The 15,529-nt window shown below is 63.9% G+C and carries 13 protein-coding genes; 11 read left to right on the forward strand and 2 right to left on the reverse strand.

What is annotated here, in order from left to right; all coding sequences use genetic code 11:
- Positions 1-428: EamA family transporter (locus E5W70_RS20130; protein ID WP_292661364.1), on the forward strand; the 428-nt coding region annotated here is incomplete at its 5' end.
- 35 nt (positions 429-463) lie between these two features.
- Here E5W70_RS20130 and ubiG read toward each other — a convergent pair.
- Positions 464-1,213 carry a bifunctional 2-polyprenyl-6-hydroxyphenol methylase/3-demethylubiquinol 3-O-methyltransferase UbiG gene (gene ubiG, locus E5W70_RS20135; protein ID WP_292661367.1) on the reverse strand — a complete coding sequence of 250 codons (750 nt, stop codon included), beginning with the start codon at positions 1,211-1,213 and terminating at the stop codon, positions 464-466.
- 217 nt (positions 1,214-1,430) lie between these two features.
- On the opposite strand from ubiG, the gene E5W70_RS20140 reads away from it, so the two are divergent.
- The 9 genes from E5W70_RS20140 (at position 1,431) to E5W70_RS20180 (ending at position 14,299) form a co-directional block, all read left to right on the forward strand.
- Entirely contained in the window at positions 1,431-1,997 is a 567-nt protein-coding gene (locus E5W70_RS20140) for a putative glycolipid-binding domain-containing protein (RefSeq protein ID WP_292661371.1), read from the forward strand.
- Positions 1,998-2,195: 198 nt separating this feature from the next.
- Complete coding sequence (locus E5W70_RS20145; RefSeq protein WP_254816709.1) at positions 2,196-3,449, forward strand: aspartate kinase; 1,254 nt, start codon at positions 2,196-2,198, stop codon at positions 3,447-3,449.
- A gap of 181 nt (positions 3,450-3,630) precedes the next feature.
- Positions 3,631-5,901: a phosphoenolpyruvate--protein phosphotransferase gene (gene ptsP, locus E5W70_RS20150; protein ID WP_292661374.1), complete on the forward strand. Its 2,271-nt coding sequence runs from the start codon at positions 3,631-3,633 to the stop codon at positions 5,899-5,901.
- Positions 5,902-5,909: 8 nt separating this feature from the next.
- Positions 5,910-6,989, forward strand: coding sequence for a peptide chain release factor 1 (gene prfA / locus E5W70_RS20155; RefSeq protein WP_292661377.1), 1,080 nt, complete (start codon positions 5,910-5,912; stop codon positions 6,987-6,989).
- Positions 6,982-7,860: a peptide chain release factor N(5)-glutamine methyltransferase gene (prmC, locus tag E5W70_RS20160; RefSeq protein WP_292661379.1), complete on the forward strand. Its 879-nt coding sequence runs from the start codon at positions 6,982-6,984 to the stop codon at positions 7,858-7,860. Before prfA ends, prmC begins: the two co-directional genes overlap by 8 nt.
- A gap of 304 nt (positions 7,861-8,164) precedes the next feature.
- Positions 8,165-9,154, forward strand: a complete 990-nt coding sequence (locus tag E5W70_RS20165; RefSeq protein WP_292661382.1) for a DUF4167 domain-containing protein — start codon at positions 8,165-8,167, stop codon at positions 9,152-9,154.
- Between the two features lie 340 nt (positions 9,155-9,494).
- Positions 9,495-12,101 carry an ATP-dependent chaperone ClpB gene (gene clpB / locus E5W70_RS20170; RefSeq protein WP_292661385.1) on the forward strand — a complete coding sequence of 869 codons (2,607 nt, stop codon included), beginning with the start codon at positions 9,495-9,497 and terminating at the stop codon, positions 12,099-12,101.
- Positions 12,102-12,231: 130 nt separating this feature from the next.
- Positions 12,232-12,597 carry an MmcQ/YjbR family DNA-binding protein gene (locus tag E5W70_RS20175; protein WP_292661389.1) on the forward strand — a complete coding sequence of 122 codons (366 nt, stop codon included), beginning with the start codon at positions 12,232-12,234 and terminating at the stop codon, positions 12,595-12,597.
- A gap of 238 nt (positions 12,598-12,835) precedes the next feature.
- The gene (locus tag E5W70_RS20180; RefSeq protein ID WP_292661400.1) at positions 12,836-14,299 is read left to right on the forward strand and encodes a L,D-transpeptidase family protein; all 1,464 of its coding nucleotides are present in this window, start codon (positions 12,836-12,838) and stop codon (positions 14,297-14,299) included.
- 60 nt (positions 14,300-14,359) lie between these two features.
- Here the strand turns inward: E5W70_RS20180 and E5W70_RS20185 are convergent, their stop codons facing one another.
- On the reverse strand, positions 14,360-14,593 hold the full coding sequence (locus E5W70_RS20185) for a TMEM175 family protein (protein WP_292661392.1): 234 nt from the start codon (positions 14,591-14,593) through the stop codon (positions 14,360-14,362).
- Between the two features lie 168 nt (positions 14,594-14,761).
- Between E5W70_RS20185 and E5W70_RS20190 the strand changes: the two genes are divergently transcribed.
- The coding region (locus tag E5W70_RS20190) for an MFS transporter (RefSeq protein ID WP_292661395.1) at positions 14,762-15,529 on the forward strand (768 nt) is incomplete at its 3' end.

The following is a 15,529-nucleotide window of genomic DNA, read 5'->3' on the forward strand; positions in this document are numbered from 1 at the left end:
GGGTTGCGATGGGCCTGCTCATCCCGGTCAGCCTCGCCGGCGGCAACATTTACCGTACCGTCGACTGGCCCGAAGGCACCGGCCCGATCGAGCTCGCCGTCGGCAGCCATCTGGCAGCAGCCTTGATGCTGCTTGCCGGCATTCTGGTCCTGCTGGGCGGCAATGCATTCGGCTCGCTGGGCGGCGTGCCGCTGATCGCTGCGGCACAGGTGGCATCAGCCTCGGCGATGTTCGCCTTCTTCTTCCGGCTGCAAGCCGTCGGCGGCCCGGTCTATCTCAGCCAGATCGGCTATGTCGCGGCGGCGGTCGGGCTGTTTGCCGGGACGCTCTTCCTCGGCGAGCGCTATCAACTACTGACCTGGGCCGGTGCCATCATCATCACCGCCGGCGTGTTCATCACCACCAAGGCGCAAAGCCAGAAGACATAGGGGCCAGAAGACATAGGGGCCAGAAGGCGTAAGCTTCAGACGGATGCCTTCTCCGCCAGCACCATGTAGTTGACATCCATGTCCTTCGAGCGCTGCCAGCGGTCGGCGAGCGGGCTGTAGGTGACCCCGGTGCGGTCGATGACGGTCAGGCCGGCGCCGGCAAGCGCTTTTTCGAGTTCCTCGGGGCGCACCAGCTTGCCGAACTGGTGGGTGCCGCGGGGCAGCCAGCGCAGCACATATTCGGCGCCGATGATGGCCAGGCCCAGGGCCTTCAGCGTGCGGTTGATGGTGGCGACGAACATGATGCCGCCGGGCTTGACCATCTCGCCGCATTTGGCCAGGAACAGATCGACATCGGCGACATGCTCGACCACTTCCATGTTGAGGATGACATCGAACTTTTCGCCGGCGTCGGCCAGATCTTCCGCGGTCGTGGCGCGGTAATCAACGCTCACGCCGACTTCCGCCGCATGCAGCTTGGCCACTTCGATGTTGGTAACGGAGGCATCGGCGCCGACCACTTCGGCGCCAAGCCGCGCCATCGGCTCGCACAAAAGTCCGCCGCCGCAGCCTATGTCGAGGAAGCGCAGGCCTTCGAACGGCCGTGCCGCACGCGGGTCGCGGCCGAAGCGGGCCGCCACCTGGTCGCGGATATAGGCAAGCCGGATCGGGTTGAACTTGTGCAACGGGCGGAACTTGCCGTTCGGGTTCCACCATTCGGCGGCAAGGGCGGAAAAGCGTTCCACCTCTCCGGCATCGATCGTCGATCGTCGGGGCTCTGGCATGGCGTGGTCTCCTCGGACGCTAGGAAGTCGGGCGCGAGGCTGCGAATGTCAAGGCGCGAAATTCACCGCCGGCGGCGCGATGCGCGCGACGCCTGCCGGCGCCGCCTTTTGCCGGCTGCATTTGTGTCAGCACGTGTCAGTTGATGGTGTGCCGGAAGGAAACACCTAGGCTCTGGCGGACGAAGCAGAGACATCGTGTTCGAAGGAGTGCAAAACGATGCGGACGGTAGCTTCCATTCTTTGGCGCCGGCTTGACCAGGAAGGCCACGACGCTTGCCTGCTGTCGGAAGCGAGTTCCGGGTGGGACCTCATGGGACACGCGCTTTTCGTCCAGGACGGCAAGCCGTGCAGCATCGCCTACGAGGTGGACTGCGACGCCGATTGGCATACACGATCGGCGCGCGCCGACGGTTTCCTCGGCACGCAAGAGCTGCATTACAGGATCGACCGGCTGACCGAGCGCCAATGGACGCTGAACGGCGAGCATCAAGCGGAAGTCGACGGTCTCATCGATGTCGATCTCGGCTTCACCCCCGCCACAAACCTTTTGGCGCTTCGCCGTTTTGCCCTCGATGTCGGCACGGCGACCCCCGCACCGGCAGCCTATCTGACATTTCCCGAACTCAGGCTCGTTCGCCTCGAACAGACCTATCAGCGCGTCGATGCGGCACACTACGCCTATGCCGCGCCGATGTTCGGCTACAATGAGATGCTGGAGGTCTCGCCGCTCGGTTTCGTCCTCGACTATCCGCGCCTGTGGAGAGCCACGGCACAGCTGGGCTGAAGCGCGCACCATTGTGGCAAGAAGCAGTGCGGGCGCGATGCTGCGCTGGTGTGGCGCCCGGCCGGCAGCGGCGGAACGCCTTGCGAAACGACTGTCATTTGGCTAAGGAGGCCGCGCATTGAGCGCCCGGCCACAGCTTGGCGCATTTTTCGCTCTTCGGCCTTCGGTCCGGCATCCAGTCAAAGGCATTTCGCTTCCATGGCGCGCATCGTGATGAAATTCGGCGGAACGTCCGTCGCCGACATCGCCCGCATCCGCAATGTGGCGCGTCATGTCAAACGCGAGGTCGACGCCGGCCATGAGGTCGCCGTCGTGGTCTCGGCGATGGCCGGCAAGACCAACGAGCTCGTGCAATGGACGCGCGAGGCTTCGCCGATGCACGATGCGCGCGAATATGACGCCGTCGTCGCGTCCGGCGAGCAGGTCACCGCCGGCTTGCTGGCGATCGCGCTGCAGAATATCGGCGTGCACGCCCGCTCCTGGCAAGGCTGGCAGATTCCGATCAAGACCGACAACGCGCATGGCGCGGCGCGCATTCTCGATATCGACGGTGCGTTCCTGATCAAGCGCTTCGGCGAAGGCCAGGTGGCGGTGGTGGCCGGTTTCCAGGGCATCGGGCCGGACAATCGGATCGCAACGCTCGGCCGCGGCGGTTCCGATACCAGCGCAGTCGCCATCGCCGCGGCGGTCAAGGCCGACCGCTGCGACATCTACACCGACGTCGACGGGGTCTACACGACCGATCCGCGCATCGAGCCGAAGGCGCGGCGGCTGGCCAAGATTTCGTTCGAGGAAATGCTCGAAATGGCCTCGCTCGGGGCCAAAGTCCTGCAGGTGCGCTCGGTCGAGCTTGCCATGGTGCACAGGGTGCGTACCTTTGTGCGGTCGTCCTTCGACGATCCCGATGCACCCGGAATGGGGGATTTGCTCAATCCGCCGGGAACGCTTATTTGCGACGAGGAAGAGATCGTGGAACAGCAGGTCGTCACCGGAATTGCCTATGCCAAGGACGAGGCGCAGATTTCGCTGCGCCGCGTCGGCGACCGGCCGGGCGTCGCCGCCGGCATTTTCGGGCCGCTGGCCGAGGCCAACATCAATGTCGACATGATCGTCCAGAATATTTCCGAGGACGGCAAGTTCACTGACATGACCTTCACCGTGCCATCCGGCGACGTCGACAAGGCGCTTGCCGTGCTCGAGCGGCTGAAGGCGACGATCGGCTACGATGTGGTGCAGTCGGAAGCCGGCATGTCGAAGGTCTCGGTCATCGGCATCGGCATGCGCAGCCATGCCGGCGTAGCCGCCACCGCCTTCAAGGCGCTGGCCGACCGCGCGATCAACATCCGCGCCATCACAACGTCCGAAATCAAGATTTCGATCCTGATCGACGGTCCCTATACGGAACTAGCAGTTCGCACTTTGCATTCCGTGTACGGTCTGGATAAGCAGTAGCAGACTGCATCGGCCCGAAATCGGGAGTCGATTTTCGGAAGGCAGGATGCAGCGGATCGAAAGTCTTGGAGCGGCCTTTATGCGTCCAATTGGACGATGGCGCTCTAATTGAGTTGTTGCGTTTGTGCCGCTGTGCAGGGCAACCTGCACCGGTTGAAACGCTATTGGAGAAGAAGCCGCGATGCGTGATTCGGCCAGTGGCCCGCGCGTTTTGCTGAAACGGCTCCGCGAGCTCATGCAAGAGCCGCTGGAGCCGCAGGAGCGGCTTGACCGAATCGTGCGCGACATCGCCTCCAACATGGTTGCCGAGGTCTGCTCGCTCTATGTGCTGCGCGCCGATTCGGTGCTCGAACTCTACGCCACCGAAGGCCTGAACCCGAACGCCGTCCACCTGGCGCAGCTCAGGCTGGGCCAAGGCCTGGTCGGCACGATTGCGGCCTCGGCGCGGCCGCTCAACCTCTCCAATGCACAGGAGCATCCTGCCTTCGCCTACCTGCCGGAGACTGGGGAAGAAATATACAATTCCTTCCTCGGCGTGCCGGTGCTGCGGGCAGGGCGGACGCTCGGCGTTCTGGTCGTGCAGAACAAGACCATGCGCCATTATCGCGACGACGAGGTCGAGGCGCTGGAAACAACGGCGATGGTGATCGCCGAGATGATCGCCACCGGCGATCTGGAGCGGCTGACAAGGCCCGGCCTCGAGCTCGATCTGCGCCGCCCGGTAAGCTTTACCGGCCTGTCCTTCAATGAAGGCGTCGGGCTCGGCCATGTGGTGCTGCACGAGCCTCGCATCGTCGTCACCAACCTTTTCAACGAGGACAGCGAGGAAGAGGTCAGGCGGCTCGACGCCTCCCTCGGCTCGCTCAGGCTGTCCATCGACGACATGCTGGAGCGCCGCGACGTCGCCTTCGAGGGCGAGCATCGCCAGGTGCTCGAAGCCTATCGCATGTTCGCCAACGACCGCGGCTGGGTGCGCCGGCTCGAGGAGGCGATCCGCAACGGCCTGACGGCCGAAGCGGCGGTCGAAAAGGTGCAGAGCGACATGCGTGCCCGCATGCTGCACATGACCGATCCGTACCTGCGCGAACGAATGAGCGATTTCGACGATCTCGCCAATCGGTTGTTGCGGCAGCTTATGGGGCGCGGTCCGGAGGACGTCGCGGCCTCGCTGCCCAAGGACGCCATCATAGTCGCCCGCTCGATGGGTGCTGCCGAGCTGCTCGATTATCCCAGGGACAAGCTGCGCGGGCTGGTGCTGGAGGACGGCGCCGCGACCAGCCATGTCGTCATCGTGGCGCGGGCCATGGGCATACCCGTCGCCGGCCAGATGAAGGGCGCCGTTTCCATGGCGGAAAACGGCGATGCCATCATCGTCGACGGCGAGGAAGGCGCGATCCATCTGCGCCCGCAGCCCGACCTCGAGGCGGCCTATGCCGAGAAAGTGCGCTTCAGGGCGCGGCGGCAGGAGGTCTACCGCGAGCTGCGCAAGAAGCCGTCGGTGACCAAGGACGGTGTCCAGGTCGATCTTCTGATGAATGCCGGGCTGGCTGTCGATCTGCCGCAACTGGCCGAAGCGGGCGCGGCCGGCATCGGCCTGTTCCGCACCGAGCTGCAATTCATGGTCGCCTCGACCTTTCCGCGCGCCGAAGCCCAGGAGCGGCTCTATCGTGACGTGCTCGAGGCGGCGCGCGGCAAGCCGGTGACGTTCCGCACCATCGATATCGGCGGCGACAAGGTGCTGCCCTATTTCAAGGGCTCGATCCAGGAAGAGAACCCGGCGCTCGGCTGGCGCGCCATCCGCCTGACGCTCGACCGGCCCGGATTGCTGCGCACCCAGATCCGCGCGCTGCTCAAGGCGTGCGGTGGACGCGAACTGAAGCTGATGCTGCCAATGGTAACGGAACTCGGCGAGATCGCGCAGGCGCGCGAGATCATCGATCGCGAGGTGCGGCATCTGTCGCGTTTTGCCCATCATTTGCCGACCAGCCTGAAGCTCGGGGCGATGCTGGAGGTACCGTCGCTGCTGTTCCAGCTCGACGAACTGATGAAGGCGGTCGATTTCGTCTCGGTCGGCTCGAACGACCTGTTCCAGTTCGTCATGGCGGTGGATCGCGGCAACACCCAATTGTCCGACCGCTTCGACCCGCTCTCGACGCCGTTCCTGCGCGTCCTGAAGCAGATTGCCGACGCCGGGGCGCGCAACCATACGCCGGTGACCCTGTGCGGCGAACTTGCCGGCAAGCCGATTTCGGCGATGGCGCTGATCGGCCTTGGCTACCGCTCGATCTCGATGTCGCCGGCATCGATCGGCCCGGTCAAGGCGATGCTGACGGAACTGCCGCTCAGCGAGCTGGAAGCGTTCTTCGACGACAATCTGATGGCGCCGGCGCATGGCCTGCCGATGCGGGCGCTGTTGCAAGCCTTTGCCGACGACCGCTCTATACCGCTATAGACTTCGCCATGATCAACCTGCCCCGCGACCGTATGGATCAAGTCGTCAAGCGCTTCGACATGCTCGAAGCGCAGATGTCGGCCGGGCCGGCGCCGGACGCTTATGTCAGGATGGCCTCCGAATATGCCGACATCCAGGAGATGGCGGCAAAGATCAGGGCACTGCGCGCCGCGGAGCGCGAACAGGCCGATCTGGAGGCGATGCTCGCCGACAAGGGCACCGACGCCGAGATGCGCGCCTTGGCCGAGGCCGACCTGCCGGAGGTCAAAGATCGCATCGAGGCGCTGCAGAAGGACATCCAGATCCTGTTGTTGCCAAGGGATGCCGCCGACGACAAGAACGCCATCCTCGAAATCCGCGCCGGCACCGGCGGTGACGAGGCGGCGCTTTTCGCCGGCGACCTGTTTCGCATGTACGAGCGCTATGCCGCGGCGCGTGGCTGGCGTTTCGAGACGGTGTCGGCCAGCGAGGGTGAGGTCGGCGGCTACAAGGAAATCATCGCCACCGTTTCGGGCAAGGGAGTCTTTGCCCATTTGAAATTCGAATCCGGCGTGCACCGGGTGCAGCGCGTGCCGACGACCGAGGCGGGCGGACGCATTCATACCTCGGCGGCAACGGTCGCGGTGCTGCCGGAAGCGGAAGAGGTCGATATCGAGATCAGGGCAGAAGACATTCGCATCGACACTATGCGCGCCTCGGGTTCCGGCGGCCAGCACGTCAACACCACCGATTCGGCCGTGCGCATCACCCATCTGCCGACCGGCATCATGGTGGTGCAGGCGGAAAAGTCGCAGCACCAGAACCGGGCGAAGGCCATGCAGATCCTGCGCGCCAGGCTCTATGATCTCGAGCGCAGCAAGGCGGACGAGGAACGCTCCGAATCGCGCAAGTCGCAGGTCGGCTCGGGCGACCGCTCGGAGCGCATCCGTACCTATAATTTTCCGCAGGGGCGCGTCACCGACCATCGCATCAACCTGACGCTCTACAAGCTCGACCGGGTGATGATGGGCGAGCTCGACGAGATCATCGACGCGCTGATAGCCGATCACCAGTCGAAGCTGCTCGCCGATATCGGCATCGATGGCTGACAGCCTGCCCGGCACGCTTGCGCCGCTGCTGCAGGAGGCGCGAAACCGGCTCGCCGCAGCCGGGGTTGCGGATCCGGCGCTCGATGCCAGGCTCATCGTCGAGCATTTTTCCGGCACCAGTCGCACGCAGGCCATCGCCGATCCCGGGCGAGCGGTCGATGCGGACGTGACGGCGGCAATCGAAGCCGCCTTGCGGCGGCGCATCGCCGGCGAGCCGGTACACCGGATCCTTGGCTACCGCGAATTCTACGGCTTGCGCCTTTCGCTTTCGCCGCAAACGCTGGAGCCGCGGCCGGATACCGAAACGCTGGTCGAGGCTATACTGCCCTTCGTCAAGGCAATGGCGGCACGCGAGGGCGATTGCCGCATCCTCGATCTAGGGACGGGTACCGGTGCCATCGCGCTGGCGCTGCTCAGCGCCGTTCCGGCCGCGACCGCCACGGGCGTCGACATTTCGCAGGAGGCGCTGGCCACAGCCATGCGTAATGCCGGGGAATTGGGGCTCGCCGGCCGGTTCACGGCGCTCAAATCCGACTGGTTTGAAAAAGTTTCTGGCCGGTACCATGTAATTGTCGCAAACCCTCCCTATATACCCTCAGACGACATTGGAAATCTGCAGGACGAGGTCCGCGGTTTCGATCCACGCCAGGCCCTCGATGGCGGCGTGGACGGTCTGAGCCCCTACAGGAAGATCGCCGCAGGAGCGGCAGCGTATTTGGAACTCCAAGGCAGGATTGCGGTCGAGATCGGCCATACGCAGCACCAACAGGTTACGGAGATATTCTCCGCGGCCGGGTACCGTTCTGTCGGTGCGTTTCGTGATCTCGGCGGAAACGACAGAGTTCTTGTGTTCGAACGGTGGAAGCCGTGATGCAGTGCGAAAAAAGCGCTTGGCAATACCGGGGAATGCGGCTAGGGTCGCCTTAACCGGATGAGACGAAGCAGGCAGTGCTCTTAGCGATTCGGTTTTCCTTGGAAATAGCTGCCTTCTTGCGCAAACGACGCCCAAGCTTCGTGCGGGAATCGTCCGGCAAGTGAAGTAACCGGAACAGGATGGCACGTGGCGCCAACGCAATTGATGCGGGCGAACGCCGGTGAAGGAACGAAACGGCTGGCCGCATGAGCGCCTCCGTTCGTGAAGAGTTTTTCGAAAATTTCAAAGTGAAGAGAGTCTAATGAGGCCACAACAGCAAAACAGGCGCATGCGCGGTCGCAACAACAATGGCGGCGGCGGCAACAACAATAACAACAACAACCGTAAGGGGCCGAATCCCCTGACGCGCAACTACGAGAGCAACGGCCCGGACGTGAAGATCCGCGGATCGGCTCAGCAGATTGCCGAGAAGTACGCAACCCTTGCCCGTGACGCGCAAAGCTCCGGCGACCGGGTGATGGCGGAAAACTATCTCCAGCATGCAGAGCATTATAACCGCATCATCGCAGCCGCTCAGGCGCAGATGCCGATCCAGAACGCCCAGCAGAATCGCGACGATTTCGACGATGACGGCGACGAGGATCGCGACGAGTTCGACAATGCCGGCAACAACAATGCCAACGAGACATCGGGCTCGACGATCAATCAAGGGGCCGGCCCGCAGCCGGTCATCGACGGCACGCCGGCCGAGCTGGCGCTGAACCAGGAAAACAGCCGCGACAATCGCGGCGGTCGCGACAACCGTGACGGCCGCGACAACAATGGCGGACGCCACCGCGACCGTCGCCCCAATGGCGGTTACGGCCAGAACGGCCAGCGCGGCGAGTATAGCTCGCGCGGCGAGCAGCAGGGTGGCCAGCGCGTCGAACAGCCACGGCGCGACGAGACGCCGGCGCAGGCGGAGCCCGTGCCGGCCGCTGAGCCGGTCTTTGTGAGCGAGCCCTCACCGCAATTCGACAACCTTTCGCCGGCGGGTCTCGCCGCCCAGGCCGAGCTCAACGAAGCCGCTGCCGAAAGCAGCCCGGCCCGCCGCCCCAGGCGTCCGCGTCGCCCGCGCCTCGATGTCGAACAGGCAAATCGCGGCAACGACAACGCCGGCCCTGACAGTGCCGGGACAAGCAATGCCGAGACGGGCAATGCCGAGACTGGCAACACCGACGCTGGTAATGTCGATGCAGCGCCGGCTGAAGGCCCCGGCGGTCAAGCTGTGATCGCAGACGTCGAGAATTGATCGAAAAAACGTTCAGCCGATCTTAGCGCATCCTTTACCCTAAAGCGCATCGCGTCGACCGGCCTCATGCGACGCGCTTTAGGTTCTTGTTTTGATGCATGTCGTTATCGCAAAACCGCTGCACGCTTTTGCGCGACATGCACAGACGGCGGAGAGAAATCTCCGCCGTTTTTGTTTTGCGCGCTCGGGATATTATGCGTCCGCCAGTGTCGAGGCGTCTTGAGGGTCCGTGGTTTGCGTCCCATATCTTGCGTGAACAGGATCCGGCTCGAACGGGCGGGTCCGTCACCGCAATCTGATCCGGTGCCGCGAAGCGGGCCGGTGACGGAAGGAGACAGGCATGAATCTTGAAAAATATTCCGAGCGTGTGCGCGGCTTTATCCAGTCCGCGCAAACCATGGCGCTTTCCCGCAATCACCAGCAATTCACCCCCGAGCATATCCTCAAGGTCCTTGTCGACGACGACGAAGGCCTGGCTGCGTCACTGATCGAGCGCGCCGGCGGCAATGTCCGTGACGTCAAGCTTGGCGTCGAAACGGCACTGGAGGCTATGCCCAAGGTCGAAGGCGGCAATGGCCAGCTCTATCTGGCGCAGCCGCTGGCAAAGGTGTTCTCGACCGCCGAGGAACTGGCCAAGAAGGCCGGTGACAGCTTCGTCACCGTCGAACGGCTGTTGCAGGCGCTGGCCATGGAAAAGTCGGCCAAGACCGCCGACATCCTGGCCAAGGCCGGTGTCACGCCGCAGGCGTTGAACCAGGTCATCAACGACGTACGCAAGGGTCGCACCGCCGATTCGGCGAGCGCCGAGCAGGGCTACGACGCGCTGAAGAAATACGCGCGCGACCTGACGGCGGACGCCCGTGCGGGCAAGCTCGATCCCGTCATTGGCCGTGACGACGAAATCCGCCGCACCATCCAGGTGCTGTCGCGTCGCACCAAGAACAACCCGGTGCTGATCGGCGAACCCGGCGTCGGCAAGACGGCGATCGCCGAAGGGCTGGCGCTGCGCATCGTCAATGGCGATGTGCCAGAATCGCTCAAGGACAAGCAACTGATGGCGCTCGACATGGGGTCGCTGATCGCCGGTGCCAAATACCGCGGCGAGTTCGAGGAGCGGCTGAAGGCGGTGCTTTCCGAAGTCACGTCTGCCGCCGGCGGCATCATCCTGTTCATCGACGAGATGCACACCCTGGTCGGCGCCGGCAAGGCGGATGGCGCCATGGATGCGTCGAACCTGCTGAAGCCGGCCCTGGCACGCGGCGAGCTGCACTGCGTCGGCGCAACGACGCTCGACGAATACCGCAAGCATGTCGAGAAGGATGCGGCCCTCGCCCGCCGCTTCCAGCCGGTCTTCGTCGACGAGCCGACGGTCGAAGACACCGTCTCGATCCTGCGCGGCCTGAAAGAGAAATACGAGCAGCACCACAAGGTGCGCATCTCGGATTCGGCATTGGTCGCGGCCGCAACCCTGTCCAACCGCTACATCGCTGACCGCTTCCTGCCGGACAAAGCGATCGACCTGGTAGACGAGGCCGCGTCGCGGCTCCGCATGCAGGTCGATTCGAAGCCCGAGGCGCTGGACGAGATCGACCGCCGCATCATGCAGCTCAAGATCGAGCGCGAGGCGCTGAAGGTCGAGAAGGACGATGCCTCGAAGGACCGGCTCGCCCGGCTCGAGCAGGAACTCTCGAACCTCGAGGAGGAATCGACCGAGCTGACCTCGAAATGGCAGGCCGAGAAGCAGAAGCTCGGGCTTGCCGCCGACCTCAAGAAGCAGCTCGACGAGGCGCGCAACGAACTTGCCATTGCCCAGCGCAAGGGTGAATTCCAGCGCGCCGGCGAACTTGCCTATGGCAAAATCCCGGAACTCGAAAAGCAGCTGAAGCAGGCCGAAGCCAGGGATGGCAAGGCCGGCATGGTCGAGGAAGTGGTCGGCCCCGACCATGTCGCCCATATCGTCTCGCGCTGGACGGGGATCCCGGTCGACAAGATGCTGGAAGGCGAGCGCGACAAGCTGTTGCGCATGGAAGACGAGGTCGGCAAGCGCGTCGTCGGCCAAGGTGAGGCGGTACAGGCGGTGTCCAAAGCGGTTCGCCGCGCGCGCGCCGGCCTACAGGACCCGAACCGGCCGCTCGGCTCGTTCATGTTCCTCGGGCCGACGGGCGTCGGCAAGACCGAATTGACCAAGGCGCTGGCCAGCTTCCTGTTCGACGACGAGAGCGCCATGGTGCGTATCGACATGTCGGAGTTCATGGAGAAGCACTCGGTCGCCCGGCTGATCGGCGCGCCTCCCGGCTATGTCGGCTATGAGGAAGGCGGCGCGCTGACCGAAGCGGTGCGGCGCCGGCCCTATCAGGTCGTGCTGTTCGACGAGATCGAGAAGGCGCATCCTGATGTCTTCAACGTGCTGCTGCAGGTGCTCGACGACGGCCGGCTGACGGACGGGCAGGGCCGCACCGTCGACTTCCGCAATACGCTGATCATCATGACGTCCAATCTCGGCGCCGAATATCTCGTCAATCTTAGCGAGGACCAGGATGTCGACGTCGTGCGCGACGAGGTGATGAACGTCGTCAGGGCTTCGTTCCGGCCGGAATTCCTCAATCGCATAGACGAGGTGATCCTGTTCCACCGGCTGCGCCGCCAGGATATGGGCCAGATCGTCCAAATCCAGCTCAAGCGCCTGGAAAACCTGCTTGTCGACCGCAAGATATCGCTTTCGCTCGATCAGGAGGCGATCGACTGGCTGGCGGCCAAGGGTTACGACCCGGCCTATGGCGCGCGGCCGCTGAAGCGGGTGATGCAGAAGGAATTGCAGGACCCGCTGGCGGAAAAGATCCTGCTCGGCGAGATCCTCGACGGCTCGACCGTCAAGGTCACCGCCGGCTCCGACCGCTTGAACTTCCGCTCGAAGCCGGCAGTCGTGGCAACCGAGGCGGCGGCCTGACTTCAAGCCAAGAGCCTGTTCCATCCCGATCGAATCGGGATGGAATTCCTATCTTCAATTTTGACCATGATCTTTTCCGAAAAATCGGCCGACCTTCGGTTCATGGTCTAACACCACTGGCGGGGCGCAGATGACGTTGGACGACTACAACAGTTTCTGCGCCTCGCTGCCTTCGACGACCCACGTCGTGCAGTGGGGCGGCGCCCATGTCTGGAAAGTCGGCAGCAAGGTGTTTGCGATCGGCGGCTGGAGTGAAGGCAAGGAGCCGTTCGTCACCTTCAAATGCTCCGATATCGCCTATGACGTGCTGAGGGAACAGCCGGGCCTTCGGCCGGCGCCGTATCTCGCCTCGCGCGGCATGAAATGGATCCAGCGCCAGACAGGCGAAAGCATGGATGATGAGGCGCTGAAGGATTATCTGCGCGAAAGCCACCGTCTTGTCGCGCTGAAGCTGACGAAGCAGGCACGCAAGGAATTGCGGCTCACTGTCGGTTGATCGGCCAGAAATCCGCCATCTTCATGCCCGGTTCATATTGGAAGCTTATGGTTGACAACTGATTTGCCGTCGAAGGGGTTCGCCTGCCGCATCGGCCCGAAGATCGAATTCGATGTTCGGAAAGCACGATGCGGAGATTTAGGTGTTGGAGCGACCTTTTCGCGTCCGAAAGGACGCGCGGCGCTCTGAGGGGACAACGCCGACGGCGGCATTTACGGACCGGAGAATCTTGGCCACCATGTTGCGCACCATCTTCACCCTTTCAGCGCTTGCTGCCGGGCTGCTGGCGTCTAATGCGATGGCCTCACCCCTGGCGGACACCGCGCCGGGGGTTGTTCGCGCCGCCGATCCGGGCGGCGTTCTGATCGCCCAGAACGGCAATCTCGATATCTACTACGACGCTAGGGGAAACCGCGTCATCGTCGATGCAGAGACCGGCAAGGTTATCGCCGTCCAGCCGCCGCAGACCAGGCTCGACCGCCGTGCCTTGCGCCGCGAGCGCTTGCGCAATCTCGGACCGGTCGAGGACGACCGCTATTATCTCGACGACCCGCAGGACATGGCGCGTTACCGCCGCAGGCAGTTGGAAGACCAGGGCAGGATCATCGTGCCGCCGGCCGACGACTACGACTTTAATGGCGACAATTCGGTGGAAGCGTTCCCCGAAGCGCCGCGGGATGACGGCTACGGCAACGATTATCCGGAGGCAGCGCAGCCGGTGACGCCGCGCACCATCGAGCGCCAGCCCCTCAACGAGGCCTCGATCGAGCCGGTCGAGCCGACAGTGCCGAACGAGCAGGCGGTCTTGCCGCCAACCACCGGCGGCAAGACGGCGGTCGACCCGTCACTTGCGCTCGGCGCCCGCGAGGACGTGGCGGCGCTGCAGGTGCTGCTCGACCGTGCCGGTGCGTCGCCCGGCGTCATCGACGGACGCTTCGGCTCGAATGTCGATAAGGCGCTCGCCGCCTATAATGAGATCACCGGCAGCAATCTGAAATCGACCGACGCGATCGGCATCCAGGCGGCCCTGGCGCAATCCGGCGGCGATGCCTTCGCCTCCTATACGATCACGCCCGAGGATGCGGCCGGCCCCTATGTCGCCTCGATACCGGAGGACTACAGCCAAAAGGCCCAGCTCGACCGCATGGGCTACACGTCGGTGCCCGAAGCGCTGGCCGAGCGCTTCCACATGGACGAGGCCTATCTGAAATCGCTCAATCCAGAGGCCAATTTCAATCGCCCAGGCACCATCATCAAGGTCGCCAATTTCGGCAGGCTGGTGGCGACGCCGGTGGCGCGCATCATCGCCGACAAGGCCAACAAGCAGGTCCGCGCCTACGACGCGGCTGGCAAGCTGGTCGCGGCCTATCCGGCAACTATCGGCTCGTCGGACACGCCGTCGCCGTCCGGCACGCATACGGTGTCGCGTGTCGCGCTGGACCCGAACTACACCTACAACCCGAACATCAATTTCAAGCAGGGCGAAAACGACAGGATCCTGACCATCCCGCCCGGGCCGAACGGCCCGGTCGGCTCGGTCTGGATCGCGCTGGACAAGCCGACCTACGGCATTCACGGCACGCCGGATCCGTCAAAGATCGGCAAGACCGAAAGCCATGGCTGCGTGCGGCTGACCAATTGGGACGCGCGCGAGCTGGCCAAGATCGTGTCGCCCGGCGTGACGGTGGAGTTCGTCGAGTAGGGTATGTTGATACTCAGGTGATGCCGGCCTGCAAACGGCGGCTTCCTGCGCTTCCGGTGCTCACGTACCCAAAAGTACGCTCCGCTCCGGTTCTCGGAAGCCACCATTTTCGGGCAGGAAGCGCGGTGCCAGTGCTGTGATCGCGGTGATCAACTCGCTTTCGGAATGTACCGTTTCACGCGACGGCACCCTGATCTCGAGAACGATCAGGGTCAGCGCGATGGCGAACACGCCGTCGGTGATGCCGACGACGCGCCCGCGTCCTTCCGCCGAGGGTTCGAGCGGTCGTTTCATGCGGTATTTCCCCCTTGTCTTTAGCGCTGCTAGAAGCTTAGCACGGCATCTGCCGTTTGCACCCGGATCGGCGTGACCCTGCCTGAGTGGCCAGGTTCGGGCTGTTTTCAACGAGAACAGCCTGCTGGCCGGTTGTCGCCGGCGCATCGGCGGTCTAGGTAAGGCGGCATGCACACGCCAACCAAAGTCGGTTCCGGCGCCGTTCCCCTGACCGGCTCGCTTCCCGCCGACACGTTCTGTCCGCGGGCGCAGCGGCGGTTCGTGCTGATCGCCGCGATCCTGGCTTCCGCGCTCGGCTTCATCGACGGATCGGTCCTGGCCATTGCGACGCCGGCGATCCGCCTTGACCTCGGCGCCAGCCTTGCCGAGGCACAATGGATTTCCAATGCCTATGCATTGACGCTTTCAGCCCTCATTCTCGTCGGCGGCGCCGCCGGCGATCGCTTCGGCCTGCGCCACTCCTTTGTCGCCGGCATCGTCCTGTTCATCGCCGCCTCGCTCGCCTGCGCGTTGGCGCCTAACCCGGCGGTGCTTATTGCGTTTCGGGCTATCCAGGGTGTCGGAGCGGCCATCATGGTGCCGGGCAGCCTGGCCATTATCGCCAAAGCCTATCCAAAAAAGGAACGCGGGCGGGCGATCGGCATCTGGGCCGCGGCATCGGCACTGACGACGGCGCTCGGCCCGGTGCTGGGCGGCTTCGTGCTGTCGGCGTTCGGCGACGGCATCTGGCGGGCGATCTTCGCCATTAATCTGCCGCTCGGTCTTATCTCGATCTATCTTCTGCTGGCCAAGGTCCCTGCCGACGCGCCGGCGGAAAAGCGCAGCCTCGATCTCGGCGGCGCTGGACTCGCCATATTGGCGTTCGGAGCTCTCGCTTACGGCCTGACCTCGATGAGCGGCGACGGGGAGGGGCTGATGTCCGGCCCGAGTATTGCC

The sequence above is a fragment of the Mesorhizobium sp. genome, from assembly GCF_005063415.1.
GTDB lineage: Bacteria > Pseudomonadota > Alphaproteobacteria > Rhizobiales > Rhizobiaceae > Mesorhizobium.